At 41.5% G+C, this 14,379-nt stretch carries 10 protein-coding genes, 1 tRNA gene and 1 pseudogene; 10 read left to right on the top strand and 2 right to left on the bottom strand.

Features of this window, described 5'->3' with window-relative positions; all coding sequences use genetic code 11:
* The first annotated feature begins 237 nt into the window (after window positions 1-237).
* From HMPREF9072_RS01630 to HMPREF9072_RS01585, 10 genes and pseudogenes are all read left to right on the top strand, one after another.
* Complete coding sequence (locus tag HMPREF9072_RS01630; protein WP_009750409.1) at window positions 238-1,491, top strand: sigma-54-dependent Fis family transcriptional regulator; 1,254 nt, start codon at window positions 238-240, stop codon at window positions 1,489-1,491.
* 128 nt (window positions 1,492-1,619) lie between these two features.
* Entirely contained in the window at window positions 1,620-2,891 is a 1,272-nt protein-coding gene (locus HMPREF9072_RS01625) for a nucleotide sugar dehydrogenase (protein ID WP_009750408.1), read from the top strand.
* A gap of 56 nt (window positions 2,892-2,947) precedes the next feature.
* The gene (locus HMPREF9072_RS01620; RefSeq protein ID WP_009750407.1) at window positions 2,948-3,892 is read left to right on the top strand and encodes a transporter; all 945 of its coding nucleotides are present in this window, start codon (window positions 2,948-2,950) and stop codon (window positions 3,890-3,892) included.
* A complete protein-coding gene (locus tag HMPREF9072_RS01615) occupies window positions 3,873-5,003 on the top strand; it encodes a GNAT family N-acetyltransferase (RefSeq protein WP_009750406.1) in 1,131 nt (376 codons plus the stop codon). The genes HMPREF9072_RS01620 and HMPREF9072_RS01615 overlap by 20 nt, the downstream gene beginning before the upstream one ends.
* Window positions 5,004-5,010: 7 nt before the next feature.
* On the top strand, window positions 5,011-5,706 hold the full coding sequence (locus tag HMPREF9072_RS01610) for a ZIP family metal transporter (RefSeq protein WP_009750405.1): 696 nt from the start codon (window positions 5,011-5,013) through the stop codon (window positions 5,704-5,706).
* A 30-nt stretch (window positions 5,707-5,736) separates the two neighbouring features.
* Window positions 5,737-8,061: a glycoside hydrolase family 20 protein gene (locus HMPREF9072_RS01605; RefSeq protein ID WP_009750404.1), complete on the top strand. Its 2,325-nt coding sequence runs from the start codon at window positions 5,737-5,739 to the stop codon at window positions 8,059-8,061.
* 38 nt (window positions 8,062-8,099) lie between these two features.
* Complete coding sequence (locus tag HMPREF9072_RS01600) at window positions 8,100-8,342, top strand: hypothetical protein (RefSeq protein ID WP_009410198.1); 243 nt, start codon at window positions 8,100-8,102, stop codon at window positions 8,340-8,342.
* Window positions 8,343-8,350: 8 nt separating this feature from the next.
* Window positions 8,351-8,664: pseudogene (locus HMPREF9072_RS01595) on the top strand (type II toxin-antitoxin system YafQ family toxin).
* Between the two features lie 120 nt (window positions 8,665-8,784).
* Entirely contained in the window at window positions 8,785-10,167 is a 1,383-nt protein-coding gene (locus tag HMPREF9072_RS01590) for a dipeptidase (protein WP_009410196.1), read from the top strand.
* A gap of 215 nt (window positions 10,168-10,382) precedes the next feature.
* Window positions 10,383-10,456 (top strand) — tRNA-Asn (locus HMPREF9072_RS01585).
* Between the two features lie 50 nt (window positions 10,457-10,506).
* Here HMPREF9072_RS01585 and HMPREF9072_RS01580 read toward each other — a convergent pair.
* Together HMPREF9072_RS01580 and HMPREF9072_RS01575 are read right to left on the bottom strand one after the other, a co-directional pair.
* Window positions 10,507-12,228 carry an ABC transporter ATP-binding protein gene (locus HMPREF9072_RS01580; protein ID WP_009410195.1) on the bottom strand — a complete coding sequence of 574 codons (1,722 nt, stop codon included), beginning with the start codon at window positions 12,226-12,228 and terminating at the stop codon, window positions 10,507-10,509.
* A gap of 6 nt (window positions 12,229-12,234) precedes the next feature.
* Window positions 12,235-13,971 carry an ABC transporter ATP-binding protein gene (locus tag HMPREF9072_RS01575; protein WP_009410194.1) on the bottom strand — a complete coding sequence of 579 codons (1,737 nt, stop codon included), beginning with the start codon at window positions 13,969-13,971 and terminating at the stop codon, window positions 12,235-12,237.
* Between the last annotated feature and the right edge of the window lie 408 nt (window positions 13,972-14,379).

The following is a 14,379-nucleotide window of genomic DNA, read 5'->3' as shown; positions in this document are numbered from 1 at the left end:
AGAGGAAGAGGTGCTAGGCCTTAGGCCATAGGCACTAGGGGGGGAGTGTGACGGGAAAGAGAATTAGTAAATTAGAAAATTGGGAAATTAGCAAATTTGTAGGAGAAGTTTAGTGGAAGTGTGGTGGCAGAAAGGCGGAGGAAAAGCGATTGAAAAATAGCATTTTGTTATATCGAACTGACATAAATTCAAAAAAATATTCGTACCTTTGCCGTTTATAAACTCTCAACTAAAAAAGTGGAAAATATACAAGCTATAAAACAGCGATTTAGCATTATTGGCAACGACCCTAAGCTGAATCGCGCTATCGAAAAAGCTATACAAGTAGCCCCTACTGACATTTCGGTACTCATTACCGGAGAAAGTGGGGTGGGAAAAGAGGTTATACCGCGCATCATTCACTCGCTGTCTCTACGCAAACACGGTAAATACATAGCCGTAAACTGCGGAGCAATCCCCGAAGGGACTATCGATTCGGAACTTTTTGGTCACGAAAAAGGGGCTTTTACGGGAGCTACCGCTACCCGTAGTGGATATTTTGAGGAAGCCGATGGCGGGACTATCTTCTTAGACGAGGTAGGTGAATTGCCCCTCACTACCCAAGTGCGCCTCTTGCGGGTGCTCGAGAACGGCGAGTTCATAAAAGTAGGTTCGTCAGTAGTGCAGAGGACGAATGTTCGCATTGTGGCAGCTACCAATGTGCAAATGCAAGAAGCTATTAAAAAAGGACGTTTTCGCGAAGACCTTTACTACCGACTCAGCACAGTAGAGATACATTTGCCTCCTTTGCGCGAACGCAAAGAGGATATCCACTTGCTTTTCCGCAAGTTTGCTTCGGATTTTGCCGAGAAATACAAAATGCCTCCTGTGAAGCTCAGCGAAGATGCGGTACATCTGCTCACGAACTACCGTTGGAGCGGGAATATCCGTCAGTTGCGCAATGTAGCCGAGCAGATTTCGGTACTTGAACAGCGCAGGGATATTACAGCGAGTATTTTGCGCACCTACTTACCTGATGAGGGTAGCAATCTACCACAGGTTGTACCTCAGCAAGCGCGCCAGGATAGTGATTTTAGCAACGAACGCGAGTTGCTTTACAAGGTGCTTTTCGATATGAAATCTGACCTCAACGACTTGAAAAAGCTTACCCTTGAACTGCTACAACACGGCAATTCAGCCCAAGTACAACAGGACAACGAGGGACTTATTCACCGCATCTACGGCAATGATTCACACAAGAATGAGGCGAGCTCTCCAGCTTATTCTATCATTCCCGTACCTCCTACCGAGAAAGAAATCCTATCTCACGAGGAGGTGTACGACTATGAGGAAGCTGCGGAAGAAGAGCGTTTTTCACTCCAAGAGCAAGAGCGCGAGATGATACGCAAGTCGTTAGAACACAACGGTGGCAAGCGCAAGGAAACCGCCAAAGCCTTGGGGATTTCGGAGCGGACGCTATATCGCAAACTAAAACAGTATAATATGATTTAGGCACTAAGCTTTGGGGCATAAACCTCAGACAATAGGAGGTGAGAGGAGAGAACTTTCTGCTCAGCCGGAAGAGGCGGAGTTTTGGGAAAGGATTGTTAATTATTAATTGTGAATTGTTAATTATTTAGATGAAATCATATAAAATAGGCATTATTGGGCTGGGTTATGTGGGTTTCCCCTTAGCTTGTCTGTTTGCCAAAAAATATCCCACAGTGGGTTACGACCCCTATACGGCGCGAGTGGAGAGCCTCAACACGGGTATTGACACTACGGGCGAAATCGGTAGTGAAACTCTTAAAAAACGATTGGCTACCCACCTCATTTGCACTGCAAACCCTGAGGACGCTAAGGATTGCAATGTGTACATAGTGGCAGTACCTACACCTATCGACCTCTATCAGCAACCTGACCTTACCGCTTTGCGCGAAGCGAGCCAAACAGTAGGCGCATTGCTAAAAAAAGGAGATATAGTGATTTACGAATCGACGGTTTACCCAGGAGTAACAGAAGAGGTGTGTGTGCCTATCTTGGAAAGCGCGTCGGGGCTTGCATACAACCGCGATTTCTTTGTGGGTTACTCGCCCGAGCGCATCAACCCTGGTGATAAGCACCATACCGTGGAGACTATCTGCAAGATTACCTCAGGCTCTACCCCTGAGGTAGCACAGGAAATAGATACGCTCTACAATTCAGTGCTGAGGGGAGGCACTTACCTTGCCCCGTCTATAAAAGTAGCCGAAGCCGCCAAAGTGATAGAAAACGCTCAGCGCGATGTGAATATCGCCTTTATGAATGAGATAGCAAAGATATTCAATATTTTAGAGATTGACACTAATGCGGTGATAGATGCAGCGAGTAGCAAGTGGAACTTCTTGCCCTTCCGTCCTGGTCTGGTAGGTGGACACTGTATAGGGGTAGACCCTTACTACCTCATACAAAAAGCTAAACTGCACGGCGTATCGCCACGCTTAATGATGGAAGCCCGCAAGACGAACGACTCGATGGGAGGCTATATCGCCTATCAGATTATCAACCGCTTGTGTTTACAAGGTATGCCTGTGAAGGACAGCCGAATCCTGCTCTTAGGTTTTACATTCAAAGAAAACTGCCCCGACACTCGCAATACGAAAGTAGTGGATATCTACCGTACCCTTGAAAATTTTACTAACAATATTACAGTGTATGACCCTTGGGCAGACCCTAAGCGCGCTCTTGAAGAGTACGGCATTGAGGTAGCTACTAAACCACAAAACCTCCCTACCCACAACGATGTAGTGGCGCTTTGCGTGGCGCACCAAGAGTTTCTGCAAATGAATATAGGAAATTATTTAAAAGAAGACGGTATCGTTTACGACGTAAAAGGGAAGTTAAAAGTGAAGAAGAACGTGTTTAGGTTATAAAAGTTGTATAGTAAAAAAATTTTTCCTACCTTTGTCGCCTAAAATATTCACATACAATGAAGAAAATATACTTGCTAATACTTTGTGCTTTTCCGTTTTTGGCAAAGGCACAATACACTGAAATTATTAACTCAAACCTCCCAGGCACTTCACAAAGTGCTTATGCAGTAGGGGCGAGAGTATTACAATTTGAAGGAGGTTTTTGGTATGAACACAACCACCACAAAGAGACAGGCACTTCTATGGATTTTACTGGAATGAACTATGCAGTGCGTTATGGTTTTTATAAAGAAGAATTGGAAGTGATGCTCAATGGTACTCTTGCTTATGACCGTACAATTGCACCTAACGGTACGACTTCGCACTTTGGTTTTGTGAACAATACTATCGGGGCTAAGTATTTGCTCTTTAAACCTGATTTTTTAGATGAAGAGCCGAGTATTTACAGTTGGAAGGCTAATAACTCTTTTAGATGGCGCAACCTCACACCTTCCATATCTCTTTATGCAGGGGTGAATTTCTTACCAAACAAACGATATTACTACGAGTCAATACCAGCACTCTCTCCTAAAATAGCAGCTATCTTTCAAGCAGAACCTATCCCCCGTGTGGTGTTGGTAGCAAACGGTATCATTGATAGGTTCTTAAGCGGTAAAAACACCGAATACAGCTATTTGTTCACCGTTACTCATAACTTAGACAATGGTTGGTTTAGTATCTTTGCAGAGCATCAAGGTATTCACAGCCAGCATTACAACGACCAGATTACACGTCTTGGCGTTGCCTTCTTGCTTTCCGATAAAATACAACTCAATGCCGATATGGGCTTTGGCTGGAAAGATACCCCACAACGCTATATGGGATTGTTCGGGGCTTCTTATCGCATCGATAATCACAACAGCTATATCAAGAAGGTATTGAGTGAAACAATAGAAACTACCAAAATACAACACAAGAAAAAACCTAAAAGAAACAGACGTAATGCCATCGATCCTGATTAAAGAACTCACCACTAAAAAGGAACTTACCGAGTTTGTGAAGTTCCCTTTGTCTTTATACAAAAACAACCCTTATTGGGTACCGCCTCTCATCAGTGACGAGGTAGCCTCTTTTGACAAAACCAAGAACCCTGTATTCGACAATGCCGAAGCCTTCTTTTACGGAGCTTACAATGAGAAAGGTAAAATGGTAGGGCGCGTAGTAGCTATTATTAATCAGCACGACCTTAAACAGAACATAAAGAAAGTGCGCTTTGGTTGGCTGGATATGATAGACGACATACAAGTAACACAAGTTCTCTTGGATAAAGTAGCTGAAAAAGCTCGTAAGTATCAATTGGAGTATATGGAAGGACCTATAGGTTTTTCGAATATGGACAAAGTGGGATTGCTTACTGAAGGTTACGACCATCTCTCGAATATGATGACGTGGTATAACTATCCTTATTATAATCGGCATTTAGAGCAATTAGGCTTTACCAAAGAAAAAGGCTTTGTAGAGATGGAATTTTTAGTAAAGAACTCTAAACCTGAGATTTTTAAGAAAACAGCTGAAGCCATAAAAAAACGCTATGGGGTAAAGTTCATCGATACGCCTACTACTAAAGAAGTGCTCAAGCACGTAGACGCAATGTTTGACCTTTACAACGAAACCTATTCTAAGTTAGCCTCCTACGTGCCTATAAGCGAACGTCAGCGAGAGTACTTCAAACAAAAGTATATCCCTTTTATCAATCCTGAGTATGTACGTTTTATTGAAGATAAGGACGGTAAACTGATATGTTTTGCCATTGTGATGCCTTCGTTCTCTAAAGCATTACAAAAGGCAAAAGGCAAACTTTTCCCTTGGGGTTGGTGGTATTTGTTACAATCGAAACGACATCACGATACGGTGGAGTTCTACCTTATTGGGGTAGCCCCCGAATACCAAAGTAAGGGTATTCCTGCCTTGTTGTTCGATTATTATTATGATATATTCACCCGCAATGGGGTTACTCATTGCGTGATTACACCTGAACTCGAAGAAAATATTGCTATTCAGCAACTCTGGAAGAGCTTTGATCCCGTTATCTTTGCTCGCCGTGCTACCTTTAAAAAACAGGTAAGAGATTAAATGTAAAATGAATTATCTTCTCCCCTTTCTGGCAGTAGTATTAGGCTACTCATTTGTTACCTTTTTTAAACCTGCCCAACAGCAATACACCAAATTACTACTCTCTTTCAGTGGCGCTTACCTATTAGCACTCACTGTATTCGTGCTGATACCCGAAGTATATCACTCTCACGATGAGCAGCACGATTTTAAATACATAGGGCTATTTGTGATAGTAGGAGTACTCTTGCAAATTGTTTTGGAGTTCTTTTCGCACGGAGCCGAACACGGTCACACCCAGCACCCACACCCATACCAGCATAGTGCTTTCCCGCTCTCACTGTTTATAAGCCTTAGTATTCACTCGATTTTAGAAGGTTTCCCGCTATCTCACGGGCATAATCACGACCTTGTGTATGGTATATTCGTGCACAAACTGCCTGTGGCTATTGTGCTTACTACCTTTTTTGTGAATTCAGGAGTGAACAAGTGGGAGACAGCACTGTTTTTACTCTTCTTTGCCCTAATGACACCATTAGGCACTTTTTTAAGCAATACAGTACCAAGCCTTATTAGTTACCACATAGAGCTTTCGGCTATTGTAATAGGTATTTTCTTGCATATTTCTACCGTTATCTTATTTGAAAACTCCGAAGGACATCGCTTTAACCTGCTAAAGTTCTTAAGTGTTTGTGTAGGATTTGCGGTAGCATATCTTACATAAAAGAGAATTAGCAAATTCGTAAATTAACCAATGAAGACAATAAAAAAAATCTTATGCATTAGTGTTTTATGGGTAGTTGCTTGCCAACTTCCTCATAAAGAGGTTGCCTTTACCGAGAGTGACCTTAATGTTATTCCGCGACCCCAATCGCTCACTATGGGTAAGGGTAGTTTCCGGTTTACTAAGGAAACTGTTTTTGTGATTGACCCTGCTTTGATGCCAGCTAGGCGTTCTTTTCTCGAACAATTTGAGAAGGCTTCGGGATTTAGGTTTTCTGTACAAAAAGTAGCTCCCTTGACTAATTATGTAGTGATTGACACTGATACATCTCTTCCTAAAGAAGGTTACACTCTCACTGTAAATCCTAAAGAAATTATCATTAAGGCAGGTGGTTACAACGGGGCACTTTACGCCCTCGAAACGCTGCGTCAGCTACTGCCTAAAGAGTTTGAAAGCACTACACCTGTGAAGACTGATTGGGCGGTGCCCGCAGTTACCATCGTTGATGCTCCTCAGTACGCTTGGCGCGGATTGATGCTAGACGTTTCTCGCCATTTCTTCCCCAAGGAATATATACTGAAAACCCTCGACCGTATGGCAATGCTCAAGCTCAATACCTTTCACTTCCACTTAGTAGACAATGAAGGTTGGCGCATCGAAATTAAAAAGTATCCTAAACTTACCGAAATAGGTGCGTGGCGTGTAGACCAAGAAGATAAACTATGGAATGAGCGCACTCCTAACTCCGCCAACGCCTTTGCTAATCCTGCGACAGCTCCTAAAAAATACGGAGGTTTCTATACCCAAGAAGATATTAAAGAGATTGTAGCCTACGCCTCTGCACGTGGCATTACGGTAATCCCCGAAATAGAAATGCCTGCCCACGCAATGAGTGCCATAGCGGCTTACCCCGAACTCTCTTGTCACAAACGCCCCATAGGAGTACCCTCAGGCGCGGTGTGGCCTATCACCGATATTTATTGTGCGGGGCAAGAAGAAACTTTCACTTTCTTGGAAGATGTACTTACCGAAGTGATGGAGCTTTTCCCCAGTAAATACATTCACATAGGTGGCGACGAAGCCACTCACACCGAATGGGAAAAATGCCCTAAATGCCAAACACGTATGAAAGACCACCACTTAAAAGATGTGCACCAACTACAGAGTTATTTTATCAAGCGTATAGATGATTTCTTAGTATCCAAAGGGCGCACTTTGGTAGGTTGGGACGAGATAATGGACGGGGGTTTGGCTAACAATGCAGTGGTGATGAACTGGCGCGGTATCGAGGTAGGTAAAAAAGCCCTCGAACAAGGTAAACCTGTTGTCCTCACTAGCGATTGCTATATAGACAACTATCAAGGTCTTCCCGACTATGAGCCTCAAGCCAATGGCGGTTACTTACCGCTCAAAACCCTTTACCATTACAGTTTTGAAAAAGAAAACCTCAGCCCAGCACTGCAAAAAAATATTTTGGGTACGCAAGCCAACTTATGGGCAGAACACGTAGGTAGCACTGAACATTCGGAATATATGCTCTTTCCGCGATTGTTGGCGCTTACTGAAATCAGTTGGACAACCGATAACTTGAAGAATTGGGACAACTTTATAAATCGCACTCAAGCCTTTATGAAGCGTTTGGACGTGATGAAGGTAAACTATGCCCGCTCTATGTACCAAGTAGTGCCTACCGTTGAAAACCAAAAGGGGAATATCTTTCTAAAATTAGACTGTGAAGTCCCAAACGCCGACATTCGCTATGCTTTGGGAGATACTCCTATAGAGAAAGCTACGAAATACCACCAGCCTATTGCGCTGAATCGAAGTACTACCTTTAAAGCAACTGTTTTCAGTGGAAAGGCGACCAACACCATTACCACTGGCGAGGTAACATTCCACAAAGCGATAGATAAGAAAGTAAGTTACAGTCCACTTTATCACAAGAGTTACCAAGGGCAAGGAGAAGCGACGCTCACCAATGTCATTCGCGGTTCCAAAAACTTTCACGATGGGCAATGGCTCGGTTGGTTAGGCGACGATGTAACCCTTACCCTCGATTTGGGGCAGGCTACTGATGTGAGAGAGGTGCGCATAGGAGTAATGGATGCCCAAGCATCTGGTATTTACTTCCCCGTAAAATTTATGGTATCTCTTTCAAACGACGGTAAAAACTACCGTGAAGTAGCAACTCACAACGAGCCTTGTGTAGTGAGAGGGAAAGCCACCTTAAAAGATTTTGTGTTGAAGTTTAGTCCAACGGAAGCACGCTATATCAAGCTCACCCTCAAAAACGTAAAAACACCCCCAAAAGGAGGTGATGCTTGGCTTTTTATAGATGAAATTTTGGTATTTTAGAAAAATAATGTACCTTTGTTGCGTAAAAGAAGAAAAATATGGAAACAATTACAGTTGCCTTACCCAAAGGACTTTCATTGAAAAATGCTAAATCTGTACTTGAAAGTCTCAACTTTAAAATAATAGAGACTTTTGAAGAAACTCCTCGTTTACGAAGGGGAGAAAACATTCCAAATGAGACTACTCAAAAAGCCTTAGAAGAAGCAGAAAAACTTATAAACGATCCTAACACAAAATACTTTACAAATGTAAAAGAATTAATAGCCTCTTTAAATGATTAAGTTATGTTATGGATAATATTAACAGAAATGTATATGAGATAACTTATACTGGACAATTTAAAAAAGACTATAAAAAGTATAGAAGTAATAAAAACAAAGCCCTAAAGATTGAAGATACTATTGCTTTATTAGAAGAGGGAGGAGTAGATAACTTACCTAAATCAATGAAAGCCCATTTTCTCACAGGAAATTATAAAGGACATTTGGAATGCCATATAGAACCTGATTTACTTATCATTTGGCTACAATACGATGAAGAGAGGAAAAGAATACTTTTAGTTAAGTTAGGTTAGGTTCTCATTCAGAATTGTTTAGCAAATAATTTTACTAAAGAATATAACTACATATTTTTAAAAACACACAACAATAACACAAAAAGAAAAAAACACCCTGCTACGGTTGCAGAATTGTAAATTATTAATTGTAAATTGTTAATTGACATATGGATTCAGTAAAAAATTATATCAATGAAAACAAAGACCGCTTTATTGCGGAACTGATAGAACTGCTTAAAATGCCCTCTATCAGTGCCGATGCTGCCTATTCTCAGGACGTGCTCAACACTGCCGATGCTGTAAAAAACGCCTTAGAAAAGGCTGGTTGCGACAAGGTGGAAATATGTGAAACCCCTGGCTACCCTATCGTTTATGGCGAAAAAACTATCGACCCTGCCCTTCCTACTGTTTTAGTATATGGACACTATGATGTACAACCCGCCGACCCTATTGAGCTTTGGGAATCTGACCCCTTTGAGCCTGTTATCAAAAAAACCGATATTCACCCTGATGGAGCTATCTTCGCTCGTGGGGCTTGCGACGACAAGGGGCAAATGTTTATGCACGTGAAAGCCCTTGAATATATGGTGAAAAACAACGTGCTCCCTTGCAATGTGAAGTTTATGATTGAAGGCGAGGAAGAAATAGGCTCAGGAAGCCTTAGTTGGTTTGTAAAAAACAACCACGAAAAACTCAAAAACGATATTATTCTCATTTCCGATACCAGTATGCTGGCTAACGACACCCCTTCTATCACTACGGGCTTACGCGGACTTAGCTATGTGGAAGTGGAAGTTACCAGTGCTAACCGCGATTTGCACTCTGGTTTATACGGTGGTGCGGTAGCGAATCCTATCAACGTGCTTACTAAAATGATTGCTTCTTTGCACGATGAGAACAACCGCATTACCATTCCGCATTTCTACGACAAAGTAGAAGAGCTCTCACAAGCTGAACGCGATGAAATGGCAAAAGCACCTTTCTCACTCGAAGCCTACAAAAAAGCCTTAGATATCGATGAAGTATATGGCGAAAAAGGCTATACCACTACCGAGCGTGCCTCTATACGTCCTACCCTTGATGTAAATGGTATCTGGGGAGGCTATACCGGACAAGGAGCTAAAACGGTTATCCCAAGTAAGGCTTATGCCAAAATATCAATGCGCTTAGTGCCTAACCAAGACAACCACGAAATTACCGAGCTCTTCACCAAACACTTTGAGAGTATCGCACCAGCAGGTGTGCGCGTGAAAGTAACTCCGCACCACGGCGGACAAGGCTATGTAACCCCTACCGATACGCCTGCTTACCAAGCAGCAGTAAAAGCCTGCCAAGCGAGCTTCGGGAAAGAGCCTATACCTGTGCGTTCAGGTGGTAGTATCCCTATTGTAGCTCTTTTTGAAGAAGAATTAGGTAGCAAATCTATTCTCTTAGGCTTTGGTTTAGATAGCGATGCTATTCACTCGCCTAACGAACACTACGGTATTTTCAACTTCCTAAAAGGTATTGAAACCATTCCGTGGTTCTATCACTACTTTGTACAAAAGTAATACGAGTTACATAGATAGTAATAAGGACTTTACCAAAACTCGTAGCACGAGAGACTATTAAATTTTTGGTAAAGTCTTTTTATATTATTATTGAAAATAAATGACTTAGCAATACAACTAAAAAATATTAAATATTTTTCTGCTTAAAAATTTGCAGGTTTCAAAAATAGTTGTACCTTTGCACCGCAATTAAGGAAAACATAAGTAGAAAATATTCCTCCTTAGCTCAGTTGGTTAGAGCATCTGACTGTTAATCAGAGGGTCACTGGTTCAAGTCCAGTAGGGGGAGCAACAAAAAAAGCACTTACATAATGTAAGTGCTTTTTTTATTTTATCTTCTTATAAAGCCCATTCTTTAGCTCGGTTGTGAGCATTCCACATTCTTTCGTACAATTCACTCTCTTGCAATAACTGACTATGAGTGCCTATAGCGTTGATTTCGCCTTTGTTGAATACAATAATCTGGTTGGCTGTGGTGATAGAGCTAAGGCGGTGTGCTATCACAAGTACGGTTTTGTTGCGAATAAGCGTACTGAAAGCCTGCTGTATTTTATGCTCGTTCTCAGGGTCGGCAAAGGCAGTAGCTTCGTCTAAGATGAGGATTGGTGCATTTTTAAGAATAGCACGTGCCAACTGGAAGCGTTGTTGTTCTCCTCCGCTGAGATGAACCCCTTGCTGACCGAAAAATGTGTTGTACCCATTCGGCAGATTCGTGATAAAATCGTGTATTTGAGCTGCTTTGGCAGCCTCTATCACTTCTTCTTCTGTTTTATCCATTCCCATACGAATATTGTCGTACATTGTTTGTTGAAACATAAAGCTATCTTGGAAAACAAATGATACCTTTTGCATCAAACTTTCGGTGGGTAACTCTTTGATGTCAATTCCACCTATAGTAATTCGTCCTTCTTGGCAATCCCAAAAACGAGAGAGCAATTGCCCTACGGTACTTTTACCTGCCCCTGAGGGGCCTACTAAGGCAGTAACTGTACCTTCTTTGGCTGTGAAGCTAACGTTGTTCAATACATAGTTCTCGCCGTCGTAAGCAAAGCTAACCTTGTCGAAACAGATATTATAGTGAGTAGGTATATGCGCATTATGTCCTTCGGGAAGAATGGGTTGATTGAGAATTTTATCAATCTGTTGTACGCCTTGTTCTATCAGTTGTAGCTGCATTGCCATATTGCTAATGGCAAAAACGGGACGCATATAGCCTGTGCCTATGATGAGGAAGAAGAGCATAGTGGCAAGAGTTACCCCATTGTGAAAATAAAGATATAGACCTAATGCCAAAACAGGCAACATTGCATTACTGGCAAAACTCATAAAGATAGCGTAAGGAGGTGAGCTATGACGTATCCACTGGCTTACAAAACGGTTGAAAGATTTTACTTTCTTGCCGTATTTATCAAAACTCTCAGCTGATTGTTGGAATATCTTCATCACAGGCATAGCACGTACGTATTCTACGATACCTGAGCTCATCTCTTCTAACGATTGGTGATATTGCTGGGTAAGATTTTTGTTTCTTCCTCCAAACATTATTGGGAAAATAAGCAGTAGCAACAATAAAGGCAAACAGCTGGCAAGAGCTAATCGCCAATCTTGACTGAACAGATATCCTAAGGTGAACAAAGGCAAGGCAATAGCTTTTACAAAATCGGGGATTTGGTGAGCAATAAAGGTTTCTATACGCTCTACATCGTCCGAAATAATCTTCTTAAAAGCTCCTGAATTGCGGTTAGAAAGATAACCCATAGGCAATACGCCGACCTTTTCGGTAATCGTTTTCCTGAGACCGTAAAGAATGTTGAAAGCGGCGATATGTGATAAAATACCCGATAAGAAGAAAGCGACCATACTCACGGCTATCATTACAATGGCGTAGATTACGTATTGTTGAGCGGTAGCAAAATTGGGTATTTGCTGTATGAGTTCTTGTATGATATAGAATACCAAGGCATAAGGAATCAAGCTCAGTACTGCGTGAATAATGGCTAAAGTGCAGGAGGCTAAGAGTAAGGTTTTACGCTGTCCTGCTATTTGTAATAATCTTTTCATAGTTCGTTAATTGTTAATTGCTGTCCAGCCAGAGGCTTGTTGTTGGAGTGTCCAGAGGCGATGATAAATACCTTTTTTAGCCAAGAGTTCGGGATGTGTACCTTCTTCGGCAATATGCCCTTCTTCTAAAACAAGTATTTTATCAGCATTTTTAATGGTGGAGAGCTTATGGGCTATCACCACTACTGTTTTGTTTTTTACAAGTTCCTGAATGGCTTTTTGAATGTATATTTCGTTTTCGGGGTCGAGACTGGCAGTAGCTTCGTCTAACAAGATAATAGGAGCGTCTTTCAGCAAAGCACGTGCGATGCTGATACGTTGTTTTTGTCCGCCAGAGAGATGGCTGCCTCCTTCACCTACGGGAGTGTGCATTCCTTGCGGTAATTCCCACGCAAACGAAAGTACTTGTGCTTTTTCGGCAGCCTCTATAATTTGGCTTTCGGTAGCGTTAGGATTCCCTATTTTGATGTTATTGTAAATAGTATCATCGAATAGATATACATCTTGGAATACTTCGCTGATAAGTCCATAGAAGCGGTCTTGCCGGATATTTCTAATATCTACTCCACCGATAGTAATTCTTCCATTATTCACGTCCCAAAAACGCGCAATGAGTGAAGCAATAGTGGTTTTACCCGAGCCCGAATGTCCTACCAATGCTACCATACTGTGCTGAGGAATGCTGAAATTAAGATTGTTAAGTGTAGTTTTATCTTCTAAATACGAGAAACTTACATTATCAAAATTGATATTAAAGTGAGAAGGGAACTCGTTTTTATCGGTTTCCATAGTGGGTTCTTTCAGTACATCAATGACACGGCTGAGGCTTTCGTTCATATAGCGCAACATCATATAATCTACTAATACTACTTTGATGGGGTTGTACAGAATATAGCCTAAAATTAGAAAAACGATAAGCACAGGAATAGTAATGGTGTTGTGAGTGAGATAGTACAAGCCTAAAGCGAGCATCAACACAAAGCTTATTTCCAAAACAGTGAACGAAAGCATTACAAAAGGTCCTGGTATAGCTTCTAAGCGGATACTCTTTTGGCGCAAATTCTCATAAGCCTTTTCGAGCATTCGGTAATTACTACCTGTAAGACCATAGGATTTTAGGTGTCGTATTCCTTGTACATATTCCAAGAATTTAGCTGATACTTCGTTTCGTGCCTTTACTTGCCCTTTGCTGAGTTCCCATTTATCGACCATAAAAATACCGAGCTTTAAGAACGGTATTACCAGTAGAATGCCAATGAACAAACAAAGGGTGAGTCGCCAATCACAATAGAAGAGGAAACCTGAGAGCATAAGTGTACCGAAAAGAGCAGCTGCTAAATTGCCAAAGCTGTGACTGAAAATATGCTCAAACGAGGCGACATCTTGCATAATCACTGAAGCTATTTCGCCGGGGTCGCGCTTTTTGAAGAAACCTAATGAGAATTTTTGGATATGATTACCTAAGCGAATGCGTACTTTTTCGGAAATACCATATACTAATAGGTTGGACGACACAAGGGTGCGCGAGGCAACGAAGAACTGTAATAGGAGTAGGATGCCCATTAGGGCTACCATTTCCCAGATAAGGGATAGATTGGGTTGTGGTTTAAAAAGCTCCCATAATATTATGAGTAATATGCCCGACGGAGCTGTGATAAAACCGTTATGCACAATTTCCCACAACACGCTCTGCCACGTACCTTTTTTATTAAAAGCTGTAATATACAGTAAATTGCGAATCATTTTATTTAAATGTTTGATTAACGGGGCAAAAATACTGTAAAAAGCTCTTACATAGATTTAATATAAATAGCTTTTTTTTAAATGTGAATAGCTTTTTTAATAATTAGAAAATGTGAAAATGTGAGAATGAGAAATTTAATAGATTAGTAAACAGATACGAAGAAAATCGGAAAGGTTCGGAAGAGGGTTGAGGGAATTTTTGGTGAAAAATGGGTGTGAGGATGAATGTAGTTAGCTTATAGGTAGCTTATAGGAAGCTTATACGAATCTTGGACGATTGGTATAGAAAGGGTGTATAAATAGTTGATTCATAGTATAATACAACAAGGCTAAAAATGTTAAAAACGGGGTTTCGAGACGAAAGAAAGAGGAACAGGTGCTAGGCCTTAGGCCATAGGCACTAGGGGG

The sequence above is a fragment of the Capnocytophaga sp. oral taxon 324 str. F0483 genome (assembly GCF_000318315.2).
Taxonomy (GTDB): Bacteria; Bacteroidota; Bacteroidia; order Flavobacteriales; family Flavobacteriaceae; genus Capnocytophaga; species Capnocytophaga ochracea.
Note: the sequence above shows the minus strand (reverse complement) of the source record. Positions and strands in the feature narration are given on the sequence as shown.